Source organism: Winslowiella iniecta (assembly GCF_001267535.1).
GTDB classification, from domain to species: domain Bacteria; phylum Pseudomonadota; class Gammaproteobacteria; order Enterobacterales; family Enterobacteriaceae; genus Erwinia; species Erwinia iniecta.
Window position 1 is genome coordinate 18,272 of sequence record NZ_JRXE01000007.1, and the last position, 26,004, is coordinate 44,275.

A 26,004-nucleotide genomic window follows, 5' to 3' on the forward strand; every position below is an offset into this window, starting at 1 on the left:
CAGCGGTAACTCAGAAATCCGCTTTCAGGACTACGCGGAAATTGGCTTTACCGTCACGTACATGATCCAGCGCTTCATTGATTTTCGACATCGGGAAGAACTCCACCTGCGGCGCGATATCGCGGCGAGATGCCAGTTTCAGCAACGAACGCAACTGGCCTGGTGAACCGGTTGAAGAGCCGGTCACGGCTTTATCGCCGGTAATCAGATCAAATGCCTGTACCTGGAACGGCTTCATCACTGCGCCGACGGTATGGAATTTACCTTTTGGTGCCAGCGCATCGAAGTAAGGTTTCCAGTCCAGATCAACCGCTACCGTGCTGAGAATCAGATCAAAGCGACCAGCCTGTTTCTTCAGTTCTTCGGCATCGCGGCTGTTAACCACTTCATCGGCACCCATATCGAGAATCGACTGCTTTTTGCTGGCTGTGGAGCTGAATGCCACCACTTCCGCGCCCAACGCATGCAGCAGTTTGATGGCAATATGGCCGAGGCCGCCAATTCCGATTACGCCCACGCGGCTGGTGGCAGTGATATTGCTCATCAGCAGCGGTTTAAACACGGTAATACCGCCGCACAGCAGCGGGCCTGCGCTGGCTGCATCCAGTTTTTCCGGCAGCGGGATAACCCATTGCCAGTCGGCACGCAATTTCTCGGCAAAACCACCGTGGTTCAGGATGGTCGGGGTGCTGCCCTGCTCGCAGTTAACCTGCTCACCGTTAATACAGGCATCACAGTGCTGGCAGCTTTTTGCCGTCCAGCCGATGCCGACACGCTGTCCGATGGACAAACCTTTCGACTTAGCGGCTTCGCCCAGCGCGGACACGCGACCAATCACTTCATGGCCGGCAATGGTCGGGTAGCGGGAAATGCCCCATTCGTTATCAATCATCGACAGGTCAGAGTGGCAAACGCCACAATATTCGACTTCGACCTCAACTTCCTCTGCACTCAGCGCGCCCGCATCATACTCATATAATTCCAGAGCCTTGCCGGCTTCCATTGCTGCGTAGCTTTTAATTTTCACACTTCACCTCAGATTCAGTTTTTGGTTCAGCTAACAGTGTAGCGGCTTGCGCCGGGCTTAGAGTGTCCGGGATGGCTGTTTTTGCCCGAACAGGGGCTGACTGGTGCAATATCAGGCAGATTTGTTTTTTTACGTGCGGCAGTGCTGATTTTTCTAAATGGAATTTTTATTTTATTGACATAAAAAACTGATATGTACATTTTATTGTGATGTCACGGAGGTTACTGAAAGTGTTTAGAGGATAAAAAATGACGAGTTATAGCTTATCTGTCTGTGCGGAAATGGTTTTTCTGGATTTGCCGTTTATCGAACGCGTTAAACGCATTAGCCAGCTGGGCTTTGGGGTTGAGATCTGGAACTGGGCCAATAAAGATATTGATGCGCTGGCGACGACCGGCGCGCGTTTTACCTCAATGACCGGCTATCTGTCCGGTAATCTTACTGATGACCGGCAGATTGCCGCGCTGCTCAGCAGTGCGCAGCAATCTCTGGCAGTGGCGCAGCGCCTTAACTGCCCGGCACTCAATCTGCACGGCACTGGTCTGGATGATAAGGGATTGCCGGTTGAGCCGGTCGAGGTGGTGAGCGGGGCGATGTGGTTAAAGGCCCGTCAGACGCTAAGCCAGCTGGCAGCAATGGGTGAAAAAGCCGGAAAAGTTTTTACCCTGGAAAATCTGAATACTGCGGTCGACCATCCCGGTACGCCGTTTGCCAAAGCCAGTGACACGCTGGCGCTGGTGGAAGCGGTGAACAGTCCGGCACTGAAAATGAATCTCGATTTTTACCATGCGCAAATTGGTGAAGGGAATCTGATTGAATTGCTGAAGCGCAGCGCGTCGGCCATTGGCGAGATTCAGGTTGCGGATGTGCCGGGCCGTTATCAGCCGGGTACCGGCGAAATTAATTACCGTGCCATTGCCCGCGTGCTGAATGAGATCGATTACCGTGGCGTCGTGGCGCTGGAAGGCTGGGCGTTGGGTGACAGCGTTGAGGCGCTGGAGCAGTTTCGCGACTGCTTTAGCCTGTAATCCATTTGCCCCGCCTGAGCGGGGCGGTAAGCTTTAGCGAAACTCTACCCAACTGGCACCAGACTCCGCCGAGCGTACGCAGTTTTCCACCCAGCGCACGCCTTGCAGTCCGGCATGCACATCGGGATACCAGAAGTTTTCCAGCAATGCCCGATCGGCGCGATCGGTAGCGTCCATGGCAATGGCAAAACGGCGATAGAGATTCGACCAGGCTTCAAACAGACCTTCCGGGTGCCCGCCGCCAATGCGGTCCTCTTCCAGAGCGCGTGGCGTAAGATAACCCATGCCGCGTTCGATAATTCTTACCGGCTCACCCTGAACTTCGTAGCGTAGCTGATTCGGTTGCTCGTCCCACCATTCGAGACTGGCCTTCGAGCCAATTACCCGCACTTTCTGGCCGTGCATCGAACCGCAGTTCACTGCCGAACACCACATCGAGCCGACCGCGCCATTGTCATATTCCATTAACACATAAGCATTATCTTCCAGCGGCGCGCGTGATTTCACAAAACTCTGGCGGGTACACATCAGGCGCTTAATGGATAGTTCAGGCACCATGGTTTCAGCAATAAACAGCGGATGGGTCGCCAGATCGCCCAGCACATAGCTTGGCCCGACATACTTCGGATCGACGCGCCATTTGGTGCTCGGATTATCCAGCTCCACCGCGTCGTTATGGAAGCCGTGTGAAAACGACATATTGATAATACGGATATCGCCGAGTAATCCTTCGGCGATCATGGCGCGTGCCTGGTGGATCAACTGATGTCCGGCATAGCCGTAAGTGACGCCAATGATCTTATGGTTTATGCTACAAAGATCCGCAAGGATCTGCGCCTCTTCGCTGGTAAAGCACAGTGGCTTTTCACAGACCACATGCAGCCCGGCCTCCAGTGCGGCGCGGCAAATCTCAAAATGGGTATTGTTGGGCGTGGCGATCGAGACCGCTTCAATACCGTCTTCCCGGTCGGCTTCGCCAGCAAACAATGCCTGATAACTGGCGTAACAGCGATTCTCATCGACGCCCAGCGCGCGGCCAAACGCTTTGCCGCGTTCGGCATCAACATCAAAAGCACCGGCCATCAGGGTAAAAGTGCCGTCACGCTGCGCGGAAGAGCGATGGATATAGCCAATCTGGCTGGTGCCGCCGCCGCCGACCATGCCCCAGCGCAGTGAGCGGTCGAGAGGTTTTATGCCGTTAATCATCTCGTTTCTCCTGTCAGAAGCCGACGGAATGCAGATAGTTCAGGCTGGCCGTCACGTCACGCAGGCTGCCCTCAACGTTGCGCGGATCGCGCTCTTGTTCGATGGTGATCCAGCCCTGGTAATGGCGTTCGGCGAGGAAAGCGCGTATCGCCGGATAGTCGATGGCACCCTTGCCCAGTGGACACATCACGCCTTCAGCACAGGCGGTAAAGAAGTCCAGCTCGCGCTTCAGGCCGGAGGCAAAGACCTGCTGATTGACATCCTTAAAGTGCAGATAGTCGATGCGTGAGAAGTATTTTTCCAGCCACGTCAGCGGGTCCATACCGGCGTAGTAAAGGTGCCCGGTGTCGAGGCAAAGCCCGGCGATATTGTGCGGGATATCCGCCACCAGTTTTTCCAGTTCATCGGCGAATTCGATACAGCCGCCGGCATGAGGATGAATCACCGGGCGCACGCCATACTGCTGAGCAATTTCACTGATAGTGGTGATGTGTTGCATCATGCGCTGCCAGTCGCTTTCGCTTAGTCGTGGCGCTTTATCATACTGACCGGCCAGTCGGGCGCGATCGGCATTACCAAAATCGATAATCACCAGATAGGGTGCAGGCGCGTTATCGCCGTGGGTTTTCTCGGCGGTTGGCACTTCTGACAGGGTGCGACAAATGTTATGCGTCAGCGTAATCATATTGTCGAAGTTGGCTTTACTGACCAGATCGTCAAAGATGGTGCCAGCAACCAGCGATAAACCGTGCTGATTCAGCGCCGCCGTGAGCTGTTTGCTGTCGGTCGGTAAATAGCGCCACGGACCTAATTCAATACTGCGATAACCCGCCTGCGCAGCCTCTTGCAGTACTTTTTCCCAGGGTGGCAAAAAGGGGTTTTTCGGGTCATCGACTCCCCAGCTGCACGGGGCATTAGCAATATGTAGGGTCATAGCTTTTTCCATCATTAACAGGTTTAAAGGATCTGCGGCGCTGTGAATCGATCGCGGATCGTCACAGGATGTTGACGAGAGTATTAAACAGATGTTCCAAAACCATCAATGGTGGAATCTTTATTTTATGATAGCGATCAAATTATTTGTGATAGTTTAAAATGATAGAAATCTATCATTTAGGGGCGCAATCCGCATAAAGTGAGTTATGGCACGTGCTGTGCGAGGGGGCTACAGCATACGTGGGGCCTGTGTATGCTGTCGTGAAAACTAGCAGTTTTCGGCGGTAAGCAGTTCGAAAGGACAGGTATGATTGATAAAGCCGCTGTTTTTCTCCAGCACACTTTGTCTGAAAGCAGCGATCACTGCAGCGGAGAGCTCTGTCAGTCGGTGCGCGACAATCAGCTCAACCGTGCCATTAATCAACGCCAGGTCACTGTTATCAAATGGACCATGAGAAATCAGGGTGATGGCTTCCCGTCGGCCATGTTCCTCTATCGCGTTGATCACCCCTTCTACGCCGCCGCAGGGTGCGTAGATGACCGAAAGATCCTGATGCTGTTGCAACAATTGCGTTGTAGCCAGATAGCCACCCGCAATATTTTCATAGCTCTTAACCGGTTCGAGGATCTGGTGGCCGACCAGTCGTTCACGTAAATAGGAGCGGAAACTGATTTCGCAGGTTTCCTGACAAAGAAACTGATTATCGCCGATGATAATCCCAATTTTACCGCTTTTACGCTGAAGCCTTTCCACTGCCCAGGCGGCGGTTCTGCCCGCTTTACGATTATCCAGCCCGATATAACCTGCGTGACCACAGGGTGAGAGATCGGATAACAGCGCAAACACTTTCACGCCCTGGCGAGTGACTTCCTCAACCGCATGGCGAATTAGCGCATTATCCAGCGCAACCAGCCCGATAACATCGACCCGGGTTGCCAGTTCGCGGATGCGTGCGGCGGTGGCTTCAATGGCGTTGATCGCATGAAAGTAAAATTCCGGCGGGCTATCGTCATGATGCCAGGGAGCCGCTTGCTGCATCAGCTGCTGGCAAAACTGCTGATAGAAGGAGTAATCCTTTGGCAGCAGAATAAACCCCATTTTAACCGTCTGGCCTGCCCTCACCGGCTGAGAAGCCGGGGGCTGACCTTGCGGGAAGCGGTAGCCTAAACCTGTGGCTGCCGCGATGACTTTTGCTTCCGTTTCCTGACGAACTGGCGCGCGTCGGTTTAGCACCCGGTCAACGGTGGCCACACCCACGCCCGCCTGTTGCGCAATATCCTTGATCGTTATATTTCTCATCTGATATCAACTTTGCTATCAACCTGATGAAAATTTATCACGTATGATAAGCAGTTAAAATATTTTGTTCCTTGGCGGGAGCTTAGGGGAGCGATCTTCCACAGTAACACCGGCTAGCTCTGTATATTTCAGTTTAACCGGAGATTCCGCACAGCTATCATTAATCTGATGTACCTGATTCTCTATAATTTGATGCAGAATATTAAGTTGCTGTTGATAGTAAGCATTAATATGGTTGGCAACTTTATTAATTGTTTCCTTTTGTGCTGCTGGCTTGTTATTTTCAGTAAGAAGATTAACGTATAAGCTCTTTTCCTTGCTGATACCTGTTTTTTCTGCTGAGTTTTCGTGATTTAACACTTGTTTTCTATACGTTTTGACAGGGATTTCATCGTACAGGTTTTCAAAATAATCAATTGCGTTTAATTGTGTGGCTATATTATTTCTTAAGGATATTTCACTTTCGGTGAATAGTCGTGGGGTATCATAGTTTATTTCATTGCCATGACGAATTATTGCAGCAACCGTCGCGGGTTTTTTATCAGCAAAATCTGGCTCATGATACAAGGATTCTTGATTCGTTTTCACCGCCGTTTCTGCGATGGGTAATAAAGTGATTTTTATATAACTATATGAATTTTTGATTGTTGCTGAGTTTTCCAGGGTGGGTTTCGCGGAAGGAAGTTGCAAAGGGCTTTGGCGAACCGATCTGAGATTTCTGATAAAAGATTTTACTTCTCTCGCTAATTTATCTATCGCATTAAACGTAGTTGCATTGAGTGAGTTAATCATAGTGATCATGTTAATTCCTCCTGAGATTATAAAATACCCGGTCTGAAACTTCATGAGTGAACTATTTTAAATTCCCGACGCAATATAAATACACTTGAATTTTTTAGATGAGCTTTATTTGGAAGTGAGCGCTAATCATTCTAATGCAAAATAAAATAATTATCAGTCTTAGCTGTCGATAAAAAGGGTGTCAGATGTTTATTAGTAGAGCTGTAACAGTTGATTATATTGATTCAAATTGTTTTTCTCAGCGGAAAATATCAAAAGACAAGTGGGCAGTGAAAATTGATGAGCAATTAAAAGCTTCAGGTAACGCGCGTCTTGAGGCACTGGAACTTATCGGCCTTGCGGCGGCTTTCCATCCTGATGTGCTACAGGGTAATGCGCTGGTGCTGGCTGATATTTCCGGACAACCGCTGGCAACGTTTGATCCCCAGTTATCAGCGCGCTGGGCGGCATTCGCCAGTTTGTCACTGCCGCGACGTGATAATGCGATAGTTATCCGCTGTGGTCAGGAAAACTATTACGTTGAGATTGATGGCCGTCTGCTTGAGGTCGAAGGCGACAATGCGCTGTTTCGTGCGCTGCAGGCAATTCGGCAGCAATGCGATCCGGAATGCGTCAACCCTAAGGATATTCTGGCGCTGCGCAGTGGATTGTATCAGCGACTTGAATCAGTCAGTGATCAAATCAGTGTGTTGTGGCAACAACGCCGGGAGCAGGGGATGGGAATACAGTTACCCGAGCTAAAAGAGGAGAGATATGTTTTTCAACAACAGTGGCAGGCGCAAAGTGCACAGCTCATCTGGCAGGCTCATCAGTTGCGTGAGCAGCTGAATAATCGCGGGACGTTTAATTTTACGCCGCGCCTTAAGCCGAAAGGGGCGCTGATGCTGGCGGCTTCGATGCTGAATGTGGTCAATCCCGATAGCACTGACGACATTGCTTGTCGTTACCCTGGCCCGTCAGCGCTGCCGGTGCGTTATCCACATGCTGAAACCGCCCGCCCGAAGGCTGAAAGTGCTGAAAGCGGCACTGAGCAACTGACGACAACATGGTGGGACGGCATCAATACCATCGGGCAATGGATCGATAAAGCACTGAACAGTGCCTTCAGCCAGCTGATGCCGTGGAACAACGTGTCAGGAGGAGCGCAGCCATTAAATTTAACCGAAGAAGAGAGCCGTATATTTCATCAGTACGCTTTGCACTCTTTGAACAATTTGCAGCACATTTACCATCCGGTATTAAATCCCAGAGACTATTTCGAAAACTATATCACTGAAGGTATTTCTCGTTATGAGCAAGCCAACGGGATAAGCACCGGGTTGCGGTCGAACAGCACTATACAGGTGACCTGCTCACCCATCGTTTCACAAAATATGAACTTACAAGGGCCGAAAGCGCCACTGCCAGTGCAACTTAATTACTCGGTTGTGGATATTGTTACCGGGCAATATAAGCGTGAAATTAATCAGCAGCGCGATGCTCTCGGCAGAAGCTATCGGGTTGACTCAATGACGCACCAGGCATTAATTGAAGCGTTAACCGAGGAGAATTTAGAGCGGCGCATGAAGGCCGATCTTGACGCCTGGCGTAATAATCCCGAATTCACCAGTGGATTAAAAAAATTCTATCGGCAAATGGTCGTTCTACGCTGCCTGTCCTTCCTCGACAGGTATCGCCAGGCGTCGCCATACCGCACGGCATTACTGGCGTTCCTTGACGGGAAGCTAGAGGCGCGGGAGCTGTTGTTTCACGAAAATCTGTTAAACGGCGTCTTTCTGATCCCGGTTGGGGATGGAGGGCTGCTGATGAGTGTGGATGAGCCGAAGTTCTTTTACCTGAGAACCCGGGAGCGTCAATACTGGCAGGGAGGGCTCAAGAAAACCGAAAAGATAATGAGTTATCCACGCACAGAGGAATTTAAACGCTGGGTACTGAGTAAAATACCGGTTTACTACGCGATGAAATATGCCAATGACCGGCAGGCTTTCGTCATCCGCACGGCAGTACGCAGTCGCCTGCTTTTTTCTGGTCTGGAAATGGGGAAAGTGCTGTTGCATCCCTTCCGTTCCCGGCCTGGCGGTAACCAGTATGATCTGGCTGACAATCTGTTGGCAGGTCTTATGCAGCGGCTGGAATCTGATATCGACACCCTGGTGTTGACGCGTCGTGAAGAGTTGAGCCTGCAAGCTCTGAACCTAATGAAACTGATTTTAATGATTTACTCCCCGTTACTGATGATCGCCTTACCCGGTACCGGCTCGTTACTGACGCGCATCAGTCATTTTGCTGTCAGCGTGGGTTTAGATGCAGCTTATATCGGCATTATCGCGATACAAGCCCATATCGTCGATCGGCCAGATCAGTCTGAGGCATTCGTAGAAGAAGCGATATCGGCGACGATTCTCAGTGGAATCAGTGGGACAATCGGCGGCACGTCACTCGCCAGGCAGGGAGCAAATCGCATCACAACGTTACTTAAACGCTATCGCCAGGTCAGGCTCTGGTCGCGACAGACGTTAAGTACGGTGAGAGAGCAGGTTCGCTGCCATAATCTCAGTGAGATCAATAAATTGGGTGTGTTGTCCGATATGCTGCATGAGGAGCCAGTGGCAGCCAGCAAAATCGGTCAGTCAGAGAAACAAGCCATTGTTAAGCAAACCGGCGACCTCGAAGAAAATCCGCTGCCAGAGCTAAATCGTAACCTGAACCGGCCGCGAACCCATGGCGGAAATGCGCTGAATCCTGAGCGTACGGTTAGCGAATCTAAATTGGGCAGGGTGGCGTATAACCAGCGTCAGGCTCGTGCGAGAGTCCAGCTGATGTTTCTGGAGCAGAATCATCCGGAGTTGCGCGACAGGGTAGAGACCTTTGAAACAGCCAGTTTTAGTTTAACCACTGTCAGGGACGATCCGGCTGACAAGCTGGTGTTACTGTCACACGGATTTTTTACCCGCGAGTCACCGCTGTTGCGGATTCCGGCAGATAAGACACTGAGTTTCCTTGGCCCGCACGGCAAAATTCTATTCGAAACCGAAGAAGTTGATGGATTACTGCCGACCGAGCGATTACTCAGTGTCGGTAAGCAGACTCCGACTTTTTATGCCAGCCTGGTCAATAAAGAGATTATCGTGGAAAAAAGGGATGTTGCCAGGGATGTAGCCACATGGCATCTGGACAGCGCGGGCACGGATAAACCGGGATACAGTATTAATTACAGTATCAGCCACTATGAAAGAACGCCCCGGGAGGAAATTACCGCGGCTGTGTGGGGCAACCGGATCAACAGTAAAGAAAAAATCGATGTGTTAACGGTGAAGCCCGAAGCAGAGCAGCTTAAAACACTAAAGGATGTGATAGATCAGATGCGACGGGGAGGAGACTATGCCCGTTATAAACAGATCGTTTTCTCTGCCTGCCGTGAAGAGAAGCAGCCGCTGACCCTGAAGCGGGTGAATAAACATGGGCTGGGTGATGGTTATCAGATTGAATTTAAGAATAAAGTAAAAAAAAGATCGGCAAAAGTCGCTCAACAGGAGCTGCACTTTGATGGCTACACTATTTTTTCACAAATCACTTTGAGGCGGGACAGCAGCGATACGTTTATCCCTGTTGACGAAAAAATTACTGAGGTACTGCCGTTTAATCTGCAATACAGCCAGTAAGCGTGGTTGGTGCTGCTGGCAGGGCAAAAAAAAAGTCCCCTCAGTTGTCTGAGGGGACTGACAGATTACTCGTTGATATTGGGATGCTGGTTAATCAGATGCTTACGCTTCTGTTCCAGTTGTTCAATCTCATCGTTGATATCTTCGATTTTCTGTTCGATGTTATCGTGATGTTCTTGCAGAATTTCTTTCGCTTCTGCCAGGTCAGAGGCTGCCGGAGTGGCGCCGCGCAGGGGCTTATTAGCCGTTTCTTTCATCATGATACCGGTAATCAGGCCGATAACTGCCACCACCATCAGATAGTAAGCCGGCATATACAGATCGCCTGAGCTTTCGACTAACCAGGCGACCAGCGTTGGCGTCAGACCGGCAATCAATACCGAGATGTTAAAGGCACTGGCCAGCGCACTGTAGCGAATATGCGTCGGGAACATGGCTGGCAGAGTGGAGGCCATCACACCGGTAAACGAGTTAAGAATCACCGCCAGAATTAACAGGCCGGCGAAGATCAGACCGAGGACGTCACTGTTAATCATCATAAAGCACGGAATCGCGAACACCATCAGCGCGATACTGCCGATAATCACAAACGGACGACGACCAAAACGGTCACTCAGCAGGCCCATCACCGGCTGCACAAACAACATACCGATCATAATGGCGATAATAATTAAGACGCCATGATCTTCCGAGTAGTGCAGGTTGTGTGACAGGTAGCTTGGCATGTAAGTCAACAGCATGTAATAGGTCACGTTGGTGGCAATCACCAGACCGATACAGGCGAGTAAACTTCTCCAGTGCTTCGTGGCGATCTCTTTAAACGAGACTTTTGGACCTTCGCGCAGGCCATCACGATCGCCCTGTTCCAGTTTTTCAACGTGCTGCTGGAATGCCGGGGTCTCTTCCAGTGCATGGCGCAGGTAGAGGCCGATGATACCCAGCGGCAGTGCGAGGAAGAACGGAATACGCCAGCCCCAGTCGAGGAACTTCTCTTCGCCAATGATCGCGGAAATCAGCACGACCACGCCAGCACCGAGGACGAAACCGGCAATTGAACCGAAGTCCAGCCAGCTGCCCATAAAGCCACGCTTACGGTCAGGAGAGTATTCCGCAACAAAGATTGACGCACCGGTGTACTCGCCACCGACCGAAAAGCCCTGTGCCATTTTCGCCAGCAGCAACAGTACCGGTGCCCAGATGCCGATACTGGCATAGGAGGGTATCAGGCCGATGGCAAAGGTACTGACCGACATGATAATGATGGTAATGGAGAGAATCTTCTGACGACCGTATTTATCACCGAGTGCGCCGAAGAACAGTCCGCCCAGAGGGCGAATTAAGAAGGGTACTGAAAAGGTTGCCAGCGCAGCAATCATCTGTACGCCAGGATCGGCACCAGGGAAGAAGACCTTACCGAGTGCATAGGCAACGAAGCCGTAAACCCCGAAATCGAACCACTCCATGGCGTTACCGAGTGACGCCGCGGTGATTGCCTTACGTAATCTTGCATCATCGATGATGGTTACATCATCCAGTGCAATTGGCTTTACACGCTTCCTACGTAGCTTCATATAAAATGCCCTGTATTTACCCAAAAATTGAAAATTCTCACTGGCCGGTATGCACTGTGTGAACAGGCCGTCCAGGGCCAGGATAAATTTTTATAATGGCCATTTGGTAGCCATGTCAAAGAAGTACCGGGAAAAACTATTTCCTGAGGAAATCGGTACCCTCCGATATTACAGTATATCGCCTGAATAGCCCGATATGTAATTTTCGGTCAGTTTATCTGTTGCTGTTATGAGCAATTTGTCAGTTATTCTCGCGCTTAATAGCGCAATCATGCGCTTTGCCAGCAGATGCTCAGGCCAAAAAAAATTCTGCGGCAGATTAACCGTTTGTTGCTTTTTTAGTCAGAGCCAGCTGTTTTGCTGTGGAGCGGTGTGAATTTTCCACACTCTGCAGCGCTGCGCGGGACGAAAAAAGGGCCGCTCAGTTTGCTGATATAGGGGGAATGATTAGAGTGGTAAATGTGTTTATGCAAGCTGGTGGCTTGATCGATGTTTTGCTATCAGTGATACTCATCCCCTCGCTGCTGTGGAGAGAGGGATGAGTCGAAGTAACAGAAGAAACGATGGTAACGACTGGCTTAATATGTTGGATAGTACAGAAGCAAATCTTAAGTATTATTGTGCTCCTGACTGTTCTTCACATTCTCGTCGAATTATTGGGCGTATTCACGCGTTGCGCAAAGCTCTGTTTCTGAAACCTCACGCCGCAATCCCCTCGGCAGTACATCCGCAACATCATGATGTTGTCGACCAGATGCTACCCACGCTGGAACGAATTAATCGACGCATGGCGGCGCAACGCCATGCGTCAGCGGCGGCAACCCTGACAAAAGAGGTACAGTATCCGCAGGCGGATGAGACGGTGAATGTGGCGCTCAGAGCGGCGCAGAAGCGTCGTCGCTAAGGCCGGAAACTAACGGTAATCTGCCTTCATTGGTCAGCCAGTGGGCCAACGCCTCGCTGCTCATCGGTCTGGCATACAGATAGCCCTGAATAAACATCACGCCATGATTCTTCAGGTACTCCAGCTGCATCGGTGTTTCCACCCCTTCACCCAACACCTGTAATGCCAGCTTATGGCTAAGATTAATAATGGCATCCAGCACCGGCGTCTCGCCGTCAACCGACTCAATGGCGTTAATAAAACCGCGATCGATTTTCAGGTAATCCAGTTCAAAAGTTTGCAGATAGGAGAGCGAGCAGTTGCCGGTGCCAAAATCATCAATGGCAATTTCAATCCCTTCACGGCGCAGCAAGGACAGCTTTTCAGCCACCTCCTGGCCTTCGCTGATCAGACTACGTTCGGTCAGTTCAAGAATGATAACCAGCGATTTCTCCGCCACTGTCGTCGCAAACTGACGAATATCGCTGACAAAACAAGGATGCTGTAAATGCTCGGCAGCGACGTTAATCGCCAGATGAAAACCCGGTGGCACGTCCCATTGCTTCACATCTGCTGCGATCAGTTCCAGCAGGTGCTGGGTCAGCGGAATAATCATGCTTTCGGCTTCGGCGGCAGCAATAAACACATCCGGACGCACCCATTCACCGTCACGTCTTTGCCAGCGCAGCAGCGCCTCAGCGCCAGCACAGGAAACGGAAGAGATGTCATAAACTGGCTGATAATTTACCGAAAACTCATTATTGGCGATCCCGCGGCGGAGCTCATCATGGTACGAAAGCCTGCGCTTCAGCCAGTTACTGACCAGCGCCATAAATAACAGTGACAGAATCGCCGCCATCGGCAGGAAAGTCAGGAAGACCTGGCGCCAGGCTTTAAGCGCTTCCGAGGGCGGGGAAATGATGCTAATGGTAACCGGATAGCGAGCTGAGGTGGTGCGGTACACCAGGCTGTTGAACAATAAGTGGTTTTCCGCGGCAATATGGCCGGTTTCAATACGGTAGCCGTGGTTAAACTGAATCGAAACCTGATAAGCGCGAGGCATGCCCAGCGCATGCATAAAGTCGAGTAAATACTGGCCATCAACCAGCGCAAAAGCGCCATATCCCATTGGTTGCTGGCGGAAAAAAAGCACTGCCGGGCGCTGCGGTGCGCCAGCCGTGCCGGCGACCGACTGGATCCAGCGATCGGGGATCGGCGTCGGTAACGGCATGCGGATCATGCCTTCAATGGTCCCCGGATGCTGACCGTAAGCCGAAGAGCAGAGAACATCGTTATTTTTCGTTAAACCGACCGAGCGAAAATAGGCGGTAACCGAGCCAATACGCTGGATATCTTTACCAATGTAGCCACAGGCGCGGGGATCGTATTTTTCCAGTTGTCGTACCATATCCCAGGCATGGTCGCTGAGATTTTCCGCATGATTTAGCACCACTTCAGCAGTGGTCTCCAGCTGACGCTGTTCGGTTCTCTGTGCGGCAATAAAGGTAAAAAGGATCCCCAAAATCAGCGGTAACAGACCCGCAGCAAGCAGTACGAGCCAGCTGCGTTCGCGTTTCTTTCGCATGGATGGCACCACTTATTTCCCCTTATTCACTCATCAGATGCAGCGAAAGTACGGCTAATAAAAACGGAAGTCTTGACTGGAGAATAGCACGACCGAAGTTGCTGCTGATTATACAGAAGTGCCGATAACGGAAACGAAAAGATATTGGGTAAAGGCAATAAAACTTAGCAACATCGCGCTTGGCACGACGGCGTGGCAGGCGGTGATACCAGCCGGGCATCGGGGAGAGAAAAGCGTTGTAACCTGGAGAACCCAGCTTGTTCCAGCCCGCAAACAGTGTAAAAAATCGCTTGATTGGGGAATGATCATTTCCTATATTCAGGCGATGAAATCTTCCTCCGCTTCTTCATTATCAAAACGCAGCCCAGGCCGCCCGCGCGAGTTTAATCTCGACGAGGCGCTTGATCGCGCCATTGGCCTGTTCAGTGAGCAGGGTTACTACGGCACTTCTGTCAGCGATCTCTCTGCGGTGATGAATGTGACCGTCGGCAGTCTGTATAAAGCCTTTCCGGATAAACATGCGATTTTTATTGCCGCGTTCGATCGTTATCTGGCGGTACGTGGGGGGCATCTGGCTGAGCGACTGTCGAAGTTGTCATCCGGCAGACAGCAGATCGAAGGCATTCTGCGCCACTATGCTGAATACAGTTTTGGTGCGCGCGGCGCGCGTGGCTGCCTGGTTGTTGCCAGTGCGGTTGAGTTGTCCACTCTTCATCCCGATATCGCCCGGCGCATCGCGCAATTAATGGCGCATTATCGCCAGCGCTTCCAACAGTGCATTGCACAAGGGAAGCAGGATGGTTCGGTTCCCTCTCACATTGATGCTGAAGCCATCGCTGCATTGCTGCTGTGTATCACCCAGGGTATGCGGGTGTTGGGGAAAACCGGCGTCACCGAAGACGATATGCAACTTATGGTCGCAACGGCTCTGACGCTGGTCAGCTGATTTTTTTGCCTAATTAGGAAATAATAATTCTCTAATTATTCACAGGAGTTTATCAATGATTCAGTCAGCGCAATCTTATGATCCAGCCATTAAACCTTTTAACCCCGCGGTGTTTGCGGAGCAGTTTCATCATGGTTCCGTTGCCGTAAATGGCACTCGCTTACACTATGTTGAAGGCGGCGCTGGCGAACCGGTGTTACTGCTGCCTGGCTGGCCGCAGAGTTGGTACACCTGGCGTTATGTCATGCCGCAACTGGTCAGCGCCGGTCGGCGGGTGATTGCGGTGGATCCACGCGGCATGGGGGATTCAGCCCATCCTGCCGAAGGCTATGATATGACCAGCGTGGCGAAAGATATCCATCAGCTGATTGCTGAATTAAACCTCGGCGCTGTCGATGTGGCAGGCCATGATATTGGCAGCTGGATTGGCTATGCGCTGGCGAGTGACTGGCCACAAGATGTAAAACGGCTGGCTCTGTTTGACGCGGCATTGCCGGGTATCACTCCGCCGGCTCCGGCAGGGATTCCCTCGGCGGAAGCCAATGTGAAGTCCTGGCACTTTGCCTTTAACCGGCTCGACGATCTGCCTGAAATTCTGATTAACGGGCGTGAACGGCCATTTCTTAATTGGCTATTTGCGGCGAAAGCCACCAATTTCTGGGCGATTGATGGTGCCGACCTGGAAGAGTATGTCCGGGTCAATCAGCTGCCCGGAGCCTTGCGCGCCGCGCTGAGCTACTACCGCCACGCGTTTAGCCCGCAAGGCGTGGCAACCGCTCAGCAACGCGCAACAGGTAAATTAACGCAGCCGGTGCTGGCATGCGGTGCGGAATATGGCGTTGGCGATGTGCTGATTAACACACTGCGCAGCGTGGCCGATACAGTGCAGGGCAACGTGTTCGCCGGTGTGGGGCATTATATTCCGGAAGAAGCGCCGAGTGCCTTAGTCGAATGCTTGCTGGCGTTTTATCGCAGTACAGAGAGATAGTCGCCACCATCCGCTGCGCCTTCCCCCGCACACGAGGGAAGGTTAGCGGGAGAGATTAATGCTGGAAAAAGCTCTGCTTCAGCGCCAGCTCGACGCCGCGAAGTTCTGCCAGCCCTTTCAGCCGACCGATGGCTGAATAGCCTGGGTTGGTTTTCTTATGCAGGTCATCGAGCATCTGATGACCATGATCCGGTCGCATCGGAATGGCGCGCGTCTTGCCCTGTTTACTGCGCTGCTGCTCTTCCGCCAGAATCGCTTTTACCACGGCGACCATATCAACATCGCCGCCAAGATGTGCCGCTTCATGGAAGCTTTTCGGATTCTCTTCGCGTAGCGTGGCACGCAGATGCGCAAAGTGAATACGATCGGCAAAGGTTTCCACCATCTTCACCAGATCATTTTCGGCCAGCACGCCATAAGAGCCGGTGCAGAAGGTAAAACCGTTATGAATAGTGTCGACAGTCTGTTTGAGCCACTGCATATCGTCAATATTGGAAATAATGCGCGGCAGACCGAGAATCGGACGCGGTGGATCGTCCGGATGCACCGCCAGCACAATGCCGGACGCTTCGGCCACCGGCACAATAGCTCGCAGAAACTCGGCCATATGCTCACGCAGCCGGGTTTTGTCGATGCCATCATATTGCGACAGCTGCGCCTGGAACTGTTCCAGAGTATAACCCTCTTCCGCACCCGGCAGGCCGGCGATAATATTGCGCGTCAGTTTTTCGACCTGCTCGGCACTCATCGCCGCAAAATAATCTGCCGCCTGCTGCTGTTCCCCGGCGCTGTAATCCTGCTGCGCACCAGGCCGTTGCAGGATATGCAGTTCAAAAGCGGCAAAGGCCACGAAATCAAAGCGTAGCGCTTTCGAACCATCCGCCAGCGGGTATTCGAGATCGGTGCGCGTCCAGTCAAGTACCGGCATAAAGTTGTAGCAGACGGTATCAATGCCGCAGGCACCGAGATTGCGCAGCGACTGCTGATAGTTGGCGATATATTTTTTATAGTCACCGCGCTGGGTTTTAATCGATTCATGTACCGGAATGCTCTCTACCACCGACCATACCAGCCCTTTTTCCGCCAGCAGCGCCTGACGCGCTTTGATCTCCTCCACCGGCCAGACTTCTCCGTTGGCAATATGGTGCAGGGCGGTGACGATGCCGGTGGCTCCGGCCTGACGTGCATCATCCAGCGAGACGGGATCTTTTGGGCCATACCAGCGCCAGGTGTGTTCCATTGTTTATCTCCACGCAGGGGCGGTTAGCTTACCGCCGATGTAAACCGTCTGGCCCAGTGGTCAGGCCGCTGGAGCAAGAATAGCGTTAATCCTGTCCGCCTGCCGTGATGGCGATCCCGACCATCGATGCGTGAAGCCTTGATTGCGCTGGAAATTACCGCCCGAGTTTGGCATCCGTTAACCGGTTTTTTTTACCGGTCGGCCATCGCTGAGCAAAATCGCCAGCTTACTGCCGCCGGGGGTGGTCTCCATCAGAATCTTACAGACGCTGGTCAGCGGCACCGACAGCAGCATACCGACCGGACCGAGTAGCCAGCCCCAGAAAATCAACGACAGAAAAACTACCAGCGTCGACATCCCGAGACCGCGCCCCATCACGCGCGGTTCAAGGATATTGCCAAACACCATATGGATGGCGGTAAACAGCGCTGCCACCAGCGCGGCATCGTAGACGCTGTTCAGTACCAGCGCCTGAATCAGCGGCGGAATCCCGGCGATAATCGGCCCGATATTCGGGATAAAGTTAAGCACAAATGCCACCACGCCCCACAGCAGCGCGAACTTCACCCCTAACAGCAGCAATGTCAGCCAGACGGCGACACCGGTTACCAGGCTAATCAGGGTTTTCAGCGCCAGATAGTGAGTGACGCCTTTTAACGCTTTATGCATGCCCGCAATGCGAATCTGCGGATTAACCAGTGCATTACGCAGTTTGTAGGGCAGATGGCGCACTTCAAACAGCATAAATACCACCGTCAGAATCAGCAGTACAAAATTGGTCATCGCGCCGGAAAATTGCGTCAGTACCATGGTGGCAACATTCATCAGCGAGTTAGGATCGAGCCGTGCGGCCAGCGACTCAGCGGAGATATTGATATGCACTGTGGCGGCCAGATGTTGTACTACTCCCAGCTTCTGCTCCAGCGTGGCGCGAATTTCCGGGTAGAGGTTGCTGAACTCATTAACGGAACTGGCAAGCATTGCCACCAGTAGCGTAATCACGATTAAGATGGCGACAATCACCAGTGAGATGGCGACACTACGGCGAATGCCGCGTTTCATTAACATCGTCACCAGCGGATTCAGCACGATGGCAAGAAAACTGGCCAGCAGAAACGGCACGATGATTTCAGCTGCCGCGCGTATCCCGGCGAGGATGATCACCAGCATCGCCATTTTCAGCAACATGTTCTGGCCTATTTTTTCCTGCAGCGGTGCGTTCATTAAGGCTCCTGAGAGAGTGTCTGCACTGCAAGTGTAGTCGTTGTGCAGGTAACTTGATGATTTTAGGAGTAATGGAAAAGAGGGACTGATAAAGGGAATTGAACAGTTAGCGACCATTTGTTACTCCAAAAGCGCTAAAAAAAGCGTATAGTTATTTTTCCGCACTACGCCAATATCAGATTGCGAGCCAGAAATTTCATGTCAGAGCCACCTGCTACGGAAGCTGTCCAGAGCGGATTACGCTTAAATCTGCGCATTATCTCAACCGTCATTTTTAATTTTGCCAGTTACCTGACCATCGGCCTGCCGCTGGCGGTGCTGCCCGGCTATGTCCACGATGTTATGGGCTACAGTGCGTTCTGGGCCGGGCTGGTGATTAGTCTGCAATACCTTTCAACGCTCCTGAGCCGTCCGCATGCCGGACGCTATGCCGATATCTGGGGGCCGAAGAAAGTGGTCATCGTCGGCTTATGTGGCTGTTTTATCAGTGGCGTCTGTTACGCGCTGGCTGCCCTCAGCGCAGCGATACCGCTGCTGAGCCTCGGGCTGTTGTGCGCCGGGCGCTTGATTCTCGGCGTCGGGCAAAGTTTTGCGGGTACCGGCTCGACGCTGTGGGGCGTCGGCATGGTCGGCTCGCTGCATATTGGTCGGGTGATTTCATGGAACGGTATTTTCACTTACGGCGCGATGGCTATCGGTGCTCCGCTGGGAGTACTGATCTACCGGCTTGGCGGCTTGCTGCTGCTGTCGGCCATCATCATGGCGATTATCGTGATTGCTGTGGTGCTGGCGTTGCCGCGTCCGGCAGTTAAAGGCAGCAAAGGGAAGCCGCTGCCGTTTCGTGCGGTGCTCGGCAAGATTTATGGTTACGGATTGATTCTGGCGATGGCATCTGCCGGTTTCGGCGTGATCGCCACCTTTATTACCCTGTTTTATCAGGATAAAGGCTGGGACGGCGCAGCGTTTGCGTTGACAATGTTTAGCGTCGCCTTTGTCGGTACCCGGCTGCTGTTTCCCAACAGCATTAACCGCTACGGTGGATTGCAGGTGGCTATCTGTTGCTTTGCGGTCGAAGCTATCGGGCTGTTTCTGGTGTCGGCCTCGTCGCTGCCGTGGATGGCACATCTCGGCGCATTGCTGACCGGTGCGGGCTTCTCACTGGTGTTCCCGGCGATTGGTGTCGTGGCGGTAAAAGTGGTGCCGCCACAGAATCAGGGCAGTGCGCTGGCAACCTATACCGCGTTTATGGATTTGTCACTGGGGATAACCGGCCCCGTCGCCGGCTTTATTATGAGCTATGCCGGTGTGCCGGTGATTTATCTGTTAAGCGGGCTGCTGGTGTGTGTGGCGCTGGTGGTGACATTGCGGATGCGGATGAAATCCGGAGTTTAATGCAGCGGCGGCGAAAACGCCGCCGCTGTGGGAGCCGTAACCGCGCTTAGCCCTGCAACAGCGCAATACTCTGGCGGATTTCGCGTTCGATATCCGCTTCGCTCCAGTTCTCCAGTTCACCGGAGAACGGCTCAAAAGCGTAAACCCCTTTGTAACCCAGGCGTTCCAGTCGCTGTACCTGCTCGACGCTTTTCAGCAGATCGCCTTCGCTCAGCATAATGCGTTCTTCATCGGTCAGTTCCGCCGTCGGACGGGCATCCTCGACGCCGGACAGGTGTACCAGCCCGATGCGGTTGATATCAATCCCGGCAAATTCCTGCTCGGCATTTTCGTACAGATGATGGTGGAAAGTATCAAGCACGATGCTGAACGGTACCTGCGCATCGCGGATCAGTGCCTGCGCCTGCACTGCCGAGCGCAGCGAGCTGACCGGGAAGCCCAGTGGTTCCACCAGCCCCTGAATAGCGTATTTCTCAAACAGCGGAGCCAGCTTTTTCATCGCTGCCACGGTGTCTTCCGGCGCGACCGCCGTGCCATCGTTGAGCGGACACAGCACCAGCGCTTTCGCCCCGACGCCTTGCGCATCTTTGAGTAATCCTTCCGCTTTTGCCAGCAGCGCGTCATCGGCCTGATTAAACGGGTAGACCGCATTGATGGTGACGATTTCCAGCCCGTATTGTTTTGCCAGCGCCTGCACCTCAGCATGGCTAAGGTTGTCCGTGACTTTGCCGCCCGGCATATCGTTGCGCAGTTCGACTTTGTTCAGGCCCAGCCGCTGCACCAGCTTAAAAAAGCTGTTGATCGACAGCGTTGGGGCAATTTTGCGGTTAATACAAAAACGGGTTGGATCGATGGCCATATGGTCACTCCTGCGGACAGAGAAAAGGGGAACAAGCACCTGCCGCATAAAAGAACATTTATTTCACTGTAAGTTAATTGTGAAATTTAAATTTTTAGATCGGCTTCGCATAAAATCACTCAAAAGCGTCGCCGCAGCGGGGTATCAGAGCGCGGAGCAGGCGTTAACCGCCGTGGGTTTACAGCTAATCGCCGGGGTAAGCAGCATGCCGGGCAGGCCAGCACTGATGCGGTTTGCCCGCGTGTCAGCGTCACGGATGAGATCGTGTAATCTGGCTTGCAGCAAAAATGCGATCCACGCCGCTAAAAATGAATTTTCCAAAGAGAAATATTTGAAAAATTTATTTCAATATAATACTTTCTTAGCACGCATTTGGGTTTTGCCCGGTCAGGTAGCGTGGCAAGTTAAAGACTGCCTGCAGGGATCTATCACATCAAAGAGGCAAGAACATGAATATCACGGGTAACTTTATTGGCGGTAAAACCTCGCTGAGTGCCAGCAACGAAACCATTCCGGTCTACGATCCCGCCACGGGCAAACCGGTGCGCGAACTGACGCAAAGTACCGCGCAGGAAGTCGCCAACACGATTGAAGTGGCACATAACGCCTTTGATGGATGGTCCCGCACTTCGCCTCTGCGCCGCGCACGCATTCTGTTTAATTTTAAAGCGCTGATGGAACAGCATCGTGATGAACTGGCCGAGCTGATTGTCAGTGAACACGGCAAAGTCTGGTCGGATGCACTGGGCGAACTGACGCGTGGCCTCGAAGTGGTCGAATTTGCCTGCGGGATTCCACACCTGATTAAAGGCGAAAACTCGGCGGATGTCGGCACCGGTGTCGACAGCTACTCATTGATGCAACCGCTGGGTGTGGTGGCCGGGATTACGCCATTTAACTTCCCGGCGATGGTGCCATTGTGGATGTTCCCGATCGCGCTGGCCTGCGGCAACACCTTTGTGCTGAAGCCACCGGCACTTGACCCTTCTGCCTCCGTTCGTATGGCCGAGCTGTTGACGGAAGCGGGACTGCCGGATGGCGTCTTTAACGTGATTCACTGTTCCAATGAAGATGCTGAACAGCTGTATACCGACCCCCGCGTGCAGGCGGTGAGCTTTGTTGGCTCGTCTGGCGTGGCGGAGCATATTTATAAAACCGCCAGCGCGCACGGCAAACGCGTACAGGCGTTTGGCGCGGCGAAAAACCACGCCATCGTCATGCCGGATGCCGATCTGGATGCCACGGTTAACGCGATTATGGGCGGTGCCTTCGGTTCCGCTGGCGAACGCTGCATGGCGCTGCCGGTAGTGGTGGCGGTGGGTGATGACACTGCCGACAAGCTGATTGCGGCACTGACGCCGCTGGTTAAAGCCCTGCGTGTCGGCCCGGGCATCCAGAAAGGCAAAGAGGAAAATGAGATGGGGCCGGTGGTTTCCGCGGCGCATCAGAAGAAAGTGCTCGGCTATATTGATAAAGGCGAGCAGGAAGGGGCGAAACTGGTGGTCGATGGCCGCAATATCAGCGTCCCTGGCTATGCCGAAGGTTACTACGTCGGCGGCACGCTGTTCGATAACGTTACCTCGGATATGGTGATCTGGCGTGAAGAGATTTTTGGCCCGGTGCTGAGCATCATGCGTGCGCCAGATTATCAAAGCGCGCTGAAACTGGTTAACAGCCATGAGTTTGGTAACGGCAGCGCGATTTTCACCAGCAATGGTCATACCGGTCGTGATTTTGTCCGCGAAGTGCAGGCAGGTATGGTGGGCGTTAACGTGCCGGTGCCGGTGCCGATGGCATTCCACAGCTTTGGCGGCTGGAAGCGTTCGGTGTTTGGTGCGCTGAACGTCCATGGGCCGGACGGCGTGCGTTTCTACACCCGGATGAAAACGGCCACCGTGCGTTGGCCAAGCGGTCAGCAGACAGTATCTGAATTCAGTATGCCAACTCTGGAATAATCAGCGAGCACAGGAGAAGCCGATGTCTTTGCTAGCCAAATATCAACAACCGGATGCCAGTGGTCGCATCCAGCATGTTACGCCGGAAAGTGCCGGCTGGCGCTATGTAGGGTTTGATGCTTACCAGTTGAAAAAAGGGCAGACCCTGACGCTGGAAAGTGGTGATAAAGAGCTGTGTCTGGTGCTGGTCGCCGGACTGGCGTCGGTCAAAACCCGGAATGCGGAGTTTCCGGGGATCGGCAAGCGCATGTCACCGTTTGAACGCACGCCGCCTTACTCGGTGTATGTGCCGCATGGCGATAAAGTGGAAGTGGTGGCCGATTCCGATCTTGAGCTGGCGGTGTGTAATGCACCCGGCAGCGGCAACCTGCCAGCGCGTCTGATTGCGCCAGCCGATGTGGGTGTCGAGCAGCGTGGCAAAGGGCGTAATAAGCGCCTGGTGCACAATATTCTGCCGGACGATAAACCCGCTGACAGCCTGCTGGTGGTGGAAGTGTACACCGATGAGGGCGATACCAGCTCTTATCCAAGCCATAAGCACGATCAGGAAAATTCAGAGCACGAAACCTATCTGGAAGAGACCTATTACCATCGGTTTAACCCGGAGCAGGGTTTTGCAATGCAACGTGTTTATACCGACGACCGTTCGCTTGATGAGTGTATGGCGGCGTATAACCGCGACGTGGTGACCGTGCCGCGTGGTTATCATCCGGTGGCAACCCTTGCCGGTTATGATAACTATTATCTGAACGTGATGGCCGGGCCGGTGCGTTTGTGGAAATTTACCTGGGAGAAAGATCACGCCTGGGTAAACAGTGAAGAGTATCCGCGCAGTAAATGACGGGTGGTCGCTGACGCCGGTATTTCTGTGGGGCGGCGAACATGCCGCCCCTGCACAAAAAGAGAGCTGATATCAGCTCTCTTTTTTTGTCCCGCCCAGATAACAGAAAAATCGCGCGACTTTACTCTCCAGGCGGTTGCAATTGCGGTAACAGGCATCTCTCTGACTTCTGCATGCCAGTGCTGGCTGGCTGACGGTTATCATTATGGCTGGAGCGATAATCAGCAGGCACAGTCGTAGTGAACGTTTCATTATCAAATCCTCCCTGGAATCAGCTGAAGTTTAGCTGCCACCTCCTGTTCTACGCCTGCTGCCATCACAGTCAAAACGATAACTGAAAGAAACTGTTTCTCGTGGTTACTGCGCGTTATTCAGTGCCAGCGAGACCGCCAGCGTTTGCGCCAGGCATAATGACGCCACTTGCGAACGGAAGCCGTCCACCTGCGCTTCACGCACCACAAAACAGATATCGCTGAAGGCGGCCAGCGGGCTGACCTGGCTGTCAGTAATGGCAATCAGATGTGCGCCGCGCTTGGCTCCCAGTTCCACCAGTTCCACCGCTTCACGTGCGTAAGGTGAATAGCTAATGGCAATCACCACGTCTTTAGGATTCACCATACTCAACTGCTCGGTAAACATGCCGCCAAGGCCGTCGATCAGAAACGCACGGCGCTCAAGATGACGCAGCGCATAAGTCAGATAAGAGGCGACGCTGAACGAGCGACGCAGGCCGATAACATAGATATTTTCCGCCTCACTCAGCATCTGCACGGCTTTTTCCAGCTGCTCAGGATTGGTCTGCATCGCCAGCTGTTGCAGTGCCTGCGAGTTAACCATGGTAAACACGTTAAGGATCTCAGCCGGATTTTCCGGCGCGGCGGCATTCTCATCAGTCGCGGTCTGGCGAAACAGTCGGGCGCGCTCGGTGTAGTTGACCGTTTCTTCCATCAGATGCTGACGAAAAACCTGTTTCATTTCGTTGAAGCCACTAAAGCCAAAAGCATTGGAAAAACGAATCAGAGTGGAAGGAGGAACATCGGCCTGCTGCGCAATCGAGGCAACGGTATCAAAAGCAATACTGTTACTGTTATCAAGAATATAGCGAGCAACCTGTTTCAGGCGTTTGCTGAGAGTGTCGTAACGACGACGAATGTCGTCCTGCAACAGGGAGAGTTGTGTAGGGTTATTGGTCATGACTTCGGCTCGCTAAAATTATTGGCGTTTTGCTGAACGATATTCTACCAGATGAATGGAAAATTTCACTTGATGACGATTATTGCCTAATTTATTTCATGGCAATATGAATCACCTCACATTCTGTCGACGCTTTCGCCGCAAAGACTCTGATAGCGTTCGGCGGTGATTAAAAAAGGCGACCTGCTGGTCGCCTTTAGTGTTAATGCAGATTTATTGTGACGGGCGCGCTTCGCGCCAGTAGCCGATAAGCCGCAAATAATTGTTCTTCACCTGATTAATCAGCGACTGATCGTCCAGCTCACCCTGTAGCCACTGACGTGAAGGTTGAGAGAAAATAGTACGGCCAACGGCAAAGCCTTTTACCCACGGCGCTTGAGCCGCCGCCGCAAAACCGGCTTTCAGCTTCTCTTCCGGTGCGTCCAGCCCCAGTAACAGAATGCCCCGGCAGTGCGGATCCTGCTGCTCAATCAGCTGACCAATCGCCTGCCAGTTTTCCAGCGGCAGCGGTGGCAGTTTCCACCAGTCTGGCTGGATGCCCAGGCTGTAGAAGTGGCTGAGCATATCGTGATAGTAAGACGGCTGATGATCCGGATTATCTTCCGGCAGAATCACTTCCAGCAGCAGTTCATGACCCGACTTATTGCAGCCGCGCCAGACGTCGAGGATCAGTTCATCCTGCTGCTGACGCATCTCTGCGCTGTCGTGTGGATGATAGAACACCAGGCATTTCACCACGTGCTCCTGCGGCCAGTCGATTAGCTGCGAGCCAATATTGCCATGCTCAAGGCGCAGCGGGCGCGAGCTGGGTAGTTCAATTGGACGGCCAATCCACCAGCCTTTACCGGTAATCGCATTCAGTGCCGTCTGACCATAAGTGGTGTCCGCCAGAATGCCGCTGCGATGATCAAGACCGGCTTCGGTGGCTGCGGATTCAGCCGCTTTCAGCAACAGGGTTTTCAGTTGTGGAATGCGTGATTCATCCACGCCCGCTTCATGCGCCATATCGGCCAACTGCTTACGATGGTCGAAGGCAAAGACATTCAGTTCCTGCCACTGCTGTTTGCGGGTGGTGACGCGATGCAGATGGTTGAGACGGGCATCCAGATCCGGGCGTTTCACGTCATTATCGCGACCGAGGAAATCATCCAGCTCTTCTTTGGTCGGCATCGCTGGCGCACAGCCGTGGCGGGAAACCACCAGCGCACCGCAGGCGTTGGCATAGCGGCAGGCCTGCTCCCAGCCTTCATCATTGAGCCAGCCACGTAACAGGCCAGACATAAATGCATCGCCCGCGCCGAGCACATTCAGCACTTCTACCCGCACACCGCTGTGCAGGCGGGTCTGTTCCCAACTGTCCGGAATA

21 protein-coding genes are annotated in these 26,004 nt (G+C 52.8%); 9 read left to right on the top strand and 12 right to left on the bottom strand.

Annotation, left to right across the window (positions count from 1 at the left end):
- Window positions 1–10: 10 nt before the first annotated feature.
- Window positions 11–1,027, bottom strand: coding sequence for an NADPH-dependent aldehyde reductase Ahr (gene ahr / locus NG42_RS06135; protein ID WP_052898396.1), 1,017 nt, complete (start codon window positions 1,025–1,027; stop codon window positions 11–13).
- Window positions 1,028–1,275: 248 nt separating this feature from the next.
- Between ahr and NG42_RS06140 the strand changes: the two genes are divergently transcribed.
- Window positions 1,276–2,055 (top strand): TIM barrel protein, encoded by a 780-nt coding sequence (locus NG42_RS06140; RefSeq protein WP_052898397.1) that lies wholly within the window; start codon window positions 1,276–1,278, stop codon window positions 2,053–2,055.
- A 33-nt stretch (window positions 2,056–2,088) separates the two neighbouring features.
- Here NG42_RS06140 and NG42_RS06145 read toward each other — a convergent pair whose 3' ends face one another.
- The 4 genes from NG42_RS06145 to NG42_RS06160 all read right to left on the bottom strand — a co-directional run bounded on the left by NG42_RS06145 (window position 2,089) and on the right by NG42_RS06160 (window position 6,298).
- Complete coding sequence (locus NG42_RS06145; protein ID WP_052898398.1) at window positions 2,089–3,261, bottom strand: Gfo/Idh/MocA family protein; 1,173 nt, start codon at window positions 3,259–3,261, stop codon at window positions 2,089–2,091.
- Between the two features lie 13 nt (window positions 3,262–3,274).
- Window positions 3,275–4,195 (bottom strand): TIM barrel protein, encoded by a 921-nt coding sequence (locus NG42_RS06150; protein WP_052898399.1) that lies wholly within the window; start codon window positions 4,193–4,195, stop codon window positions 3,275–3,277.
- Window positions 4,196–4,465: 270 nt separating this feature from the next.
- Window positions 4,466–5,497: a LacI family DNA-binding transcriptional regulator gene (locus NG42_RS06155; RefSeq protein WP_052898400.1), complete on the bottom strand. Its 1,032-nt coding sequence runs from the start codon at window positions 5,495–5,497 to the stop codon at window positions 4,466–4,468.
- Between the two features lie 54 nt (window positions 5,498–5,551).
- Entirely contained in the window at window positions 5,552–6,298 is a 747-nt protein-coding gene (locus NG42_RS06160; RefSeq protein WP_052898401.1) for a hypothetical protein, read from the bottom strand.
- 269 nt (window positions 6,299–6,567) lie between these two features.
- Between NG42_RS06160 and NG42_RS06165 the strand changes: the two genes are divergently transcribed.
- Window positions 6,568–9,960 (top strand): putative adhesin, encoded by a 3,393-nt coding sequence (locus NG42_RS06165; protein ID WP_052898402.1) that lies wholly within the window; start codon window positions 6,568–6,570, stop codon window positions 9,958–9,960.
- A 65-nt stretch (window positions 9,961–10,025) separates the two neighbouring features.
- Here the strand turns inward: NG42_RS06165 and proP are convergent, their stop codons facing one another.
- The gene (gene proP, locus NG42_RS06170) at window positions 10,026–11,531 is read right to left on the bottom strand and encodes a glycine betaine/L-proline transporter ProP (protein WP_052898403.1); all 1,506 of its coding nucleotides are present in this window, start codon (window positions 11,529–11,531) and stop codon (window positions 10,026–10,028) included.
- Window positions 11,532–12,069: 538 nt separating this feature from the next.
- Between proP and NG42_RS22610 the strand changes: the two genes are divergently transcribed.
- Window positions 12,070–12,435, top strand: a complete 366-nt coding sequence (locus tag NG42_RS22610; protein WP_156322229.1) for a hypothetical protein — start codon at window positions 12,070–12,072, stop codon at window positions 12,433–12,435.
- Here NG42_RS22610 and NG42_RS06175 read toward each other — a convergent pair.
- Window positions 12,407–13,999 (bottom strand): EAL domain-containing protein, encoded by a 1,593-nt coding sequence (locus NG42_RS06175; protein ID WP_052898404.1) that lies wholly within the window; start codon window positions 13,997–13,999, stop codon window positions 12,407–12,409. The genes NG42_RS22610 and NG42_RS06175 overlap by 29 nt on opposite strands.
- A 301-nt stretch (window positions 14,000–14,300) precedes the next feature.
- On the opposite strand from NG42_RS06175, the gene NG42_RS06180 reads away from it, so the two are divergent.
- Together NG42_RS06180 and NG42_RS06185 are read left to right on the top strand one after the other, a co-directional pair.
- Window positions 14,301–14,945: a TetR/AcrR family transcriptional regulator gene (locus NG42_RS06180; RefSeq protein ID WP_053115963.1), complete on the top strand. Its 645-nt coding sequence runs from the start codon at window positions 14,301–14,303 to the stop codon at window positions 14,943–14,945.
- A gap of 55 nt (window positions 14,946–15,000) precedes the next feature.
- Window positions 15,001–15,933: an alpha/beta fold hydrolase gene (locus tag NG42_RS06185; RefSeq protein WP_053115964.1), complete on the top strand. Its 933-nt coding sequence runs from the start codon at window positions 15,001–15,003 to the stop codon at window positions 15,931–15,933.
- Window positions 15,934–15,988: 55 nt separating this feature from the next.
- Here the strand turns inward: NG42_RS06185 and uxuA are convergent, their stop codons facing one another.
- Window positions 15,989–17,173, bottom strand: coding sequence for a mannonate dehydratase (gene uxuA, locus NG42_RS06190; RefSeq protein ID WP_052898405.1), 1,185 nt, complete (start codon window positions 17,171–17,173; stop codon window positions 15,989–15,991).
- Between the two features lie 177 nt (window positions 17,174–17,350).
- The gene (locus tag NG42_RS06195) at window positions 17,351–18,397 is read right to left on the bottom strand and encodes an AI-2E family transporter (protein ID WP_052898406.1); all 1,047 of its coding nucleotides are present in this window, start codon (window positions 18,395–18,397) and stop codon (window positions 17,351–17,353) included.
- A 198-nt stretch (window positions 18,398–18,595) separates the two neighbouring features.
- On the opposite strand from NG42_RS06195, the gene NG42_RS06200 reads away from it, so the two are divergent.
- Window positions 18,596–19,789 (top strand): MFS transporter, encoded by a 1,194-nt coding sequence (locus NG42_RS06200; RefSeq protein WP_052898407.1) that lies wholly within the window; start codon window positions 18,596–18,598, stop codon window positions 19,787–19,789.
- Window positions 19,790–19,835: 46 nt separating this feature from the next.
- Here the strand turns inward: NG42_RS06200 and NG42_RS06205 are convergent, their stop codons facing one another.
- The gene (locus NG42_RS06205) at window positions 19,836–20,648 is read right to left on the bottom strand and encodes a TIM barrel protein (RefSeq protein ID WP_052898408.1); all 813 of its coding nucleotides are present in this window, start codon (window positions 20,646–20,648) and stop codon (window positions 19,836–19,838) included.
- On the opposite strand from NG42_RS06205, the gene NG42_RS06210 reads away from it, so the two are divergent.
- The 3 genes from NG42_RS06210 to iolB are packed head-to-tail and all read left to right on the top strand — an operon-like array spanning window position 20,641 to window position 23,444.
- Window positions 20,641–21,114: a hypothetical protein gene (locus NG42_RS06210; protein WP_156324257.1), complete on the top strand. Its 474-nt coding sequence runs from the start codon at window positions 20,641–20,643 to the stop codon at window positions 21,112–21,114. The genes NG42_RS06205 and NG42_RS06210 overlap by 8 nt on opposite strands.
- Window positions 21,098–22,603 (top strand): CoA-acylating methylmalonate-semialdehyde dehydrogenase, encoded by a 1,506-nt coding sequence (locus NG42_RS06215; RefSeq protein ID WP_052898410.1) that lies wholly within the window; start codon window positions 21,098–21,100, stop codon window positions 22,601–22,603. The genes NG42_RS06210 and NG42_RS06215 overlap by 17 nt, the downstream gene beginning before the upstream one ends.
- Window positions 22,604–22,625: 22 nt before the next feature.
- Window positions 22,626–23,444, top strand: coding sequence for a 5-deoxy-glucuronate isomerase (iolB, locus tag NG42_RS06220; protein ID WP_052898411.1), 819 nt, complete (start codon window positions 22,626–22,628; stop codon window positions 23,442–23,444).
- A gap of 357 nt (window positions 23,445–23,801) precedes the next feature.
- Here iolB and NG42_RS06225 read toward each other — a convergent pair whose 3' ends face one another.
- Both NG42_RS06225 and NG42_RS23365 read right to left on the bottom strand, forming a co-directional pair.
- Window positions 23,802–24,638: a MurR/RpiR family transcriptional regulator gene (locus NG42_RS06225; protein ID WP_052898412.1), complete on the bottom strand. Its 837-nt coding sequence runs from the start codon at window positions 24,636–24,638 to the stop codon at window positions 23,802–23,804.
- A 213-nt stretch (window positions 24,639–24,851) separates the two neighbouring features.
- On the bottom strand, window positions 24,852–26,004 hold a 1,153-nt coding region (locus tag NG42_RS23365), incomplete at its 5' end, for an IolC C-terminal domain-containing protein (protein WP_052898539.1).

What these genes read in the sequence shown, in the direction of transcription:
- NG42_RS06140 (WP_052898397.1), top strand. Translation starts at nt 1,276, where the DNA reads ATGACGAGTTATAGCTTATCTGTCTGTGCGGAAATGGTTTTTCTGGAT.
- NG42_RS06145 (WP_052898398.1), bottom strand. Translation starts at nt 3,261, where the DNA reads ATGATTAACGGCATAAAACCTCTCGACCGCTCACTGCGCTGGGGCATG.
- NG42_RS06150 (WP_052898399.1), bottom strand. Translation starts at nt 4,195, where the DNA reads ATGACCCTACATATTGCTAATGCCCCGTGCAGCTGGGGAGTCGATGAC.
- NG42_RS06155 (WP_052898400.1), bottom strand. Translation starts at nt 5,497, where the DNA reads ATGAGAAATATAACGATCAAGGATATTGCGCAACAGGCGGGCGTGGGT.
- NG42_RS06160 (WP_052898401.1), bottom strand. Translation starts at nt 6,298, where the DNA reads ATGATCACTATGATTAACTCACTCAATGCAACTACGTTTAATGCGATA.
- proP (WP_052898403.1), bottom strand. Translation starts at nt 11,531, where the DNA reads ATGAAGCTACGTAGGAAGCGTGTAAAGCCAATTGCACTGGATGATGTA.
- NG42_RS22610 (WP_156322229.1), top strand. Translation starts at nt 12,070, where the DNA reads ATGAGTCGAAGTAACAGAAGAAACGATGGTAACGACTGGCTTAATATG.
- NG42_RS06175 (WP_052898404.1), bottom strand. Translation starts at nt 13,999, where the DNA reads ATGCGAAAGAAACGCGAACGCAGCTGGCTCGTACTGCTTGCTGCGGGT.
- NG42_RS06180 (WP_053115963.1), top strand. Translation starts at nt 14,301, where the DNA reads ATGATCATTTCCTATATTCAGGCGATGAAATCTTCCTCCGCTTCTTCA.
- NG42_RS06185 (WP_053115964.1), top strand. Translation starts at nt 15,001, where the DNA reads ATGATTCAGTCAGCGCAATCTTATGATCCAGCCATTAAACCTTTTAAC.
- uxuA (WP_052898405.1), bottom strand. Translation starts at nt 17,173, where the DNA reads ATGGAACACACCTGGCGCTGGTATGGCCCAAAAGATCCCGTCTCGCTG.
- NG42_RS06195 (WP_052898406.1), bottom strand. Translation starts at nt 18,397, where the DNA reads ATGAACGCACCGCTGCAGGAAAAAATAGGCCAGAACATGTTGCTGAAA.
- NG42_RS06200 (WP_052898407.1), top strand. Translation starts at nt 18,596, where the DNA reads ATGTCAGAGCCACCTGCTACGGAAGCTGTCCAGAGCGGATTACGCTTA.
- NG42_RS06210 (WP_156324257.1), top strand. Translation starts at nt 20,641, where the DNA reads ATGGCCATATGGTCACTCCTGCGGACAGAGAAAAGGGGAACAAGCACC.
- NG42_RS06205 (WP_052898408.1), bottom strand. Translation starts at nt 20,648, where the DNA reads ATGGCCATCGATCCAACCCGTTTTTGTATTAACCGCAAAATTGCCCCA.
- NG42_RS06215 (WP_052898410.1), top strand. Translation starts at nt 21,098, where the DNA reads ATGAATATCACGGGTAACTTTATTGGCGGTAAAACCTCGCTGAGTGCC.
- iolB (WP_052898411.1), top strand. Translation starts at nt 22,626, where the DNA reads ATGTCTTTGCTAGCCAAATATCAACAACCGGATGCCAGTGGTCGCATC.
- NG42_RS06225 (WP_052898412.1), bottom strand. Translation starts at nt 24,638, where the DNA reads ATGACCAATAACCCTACACAACTCTCCCTGTTGCAGGACGACATTCGT.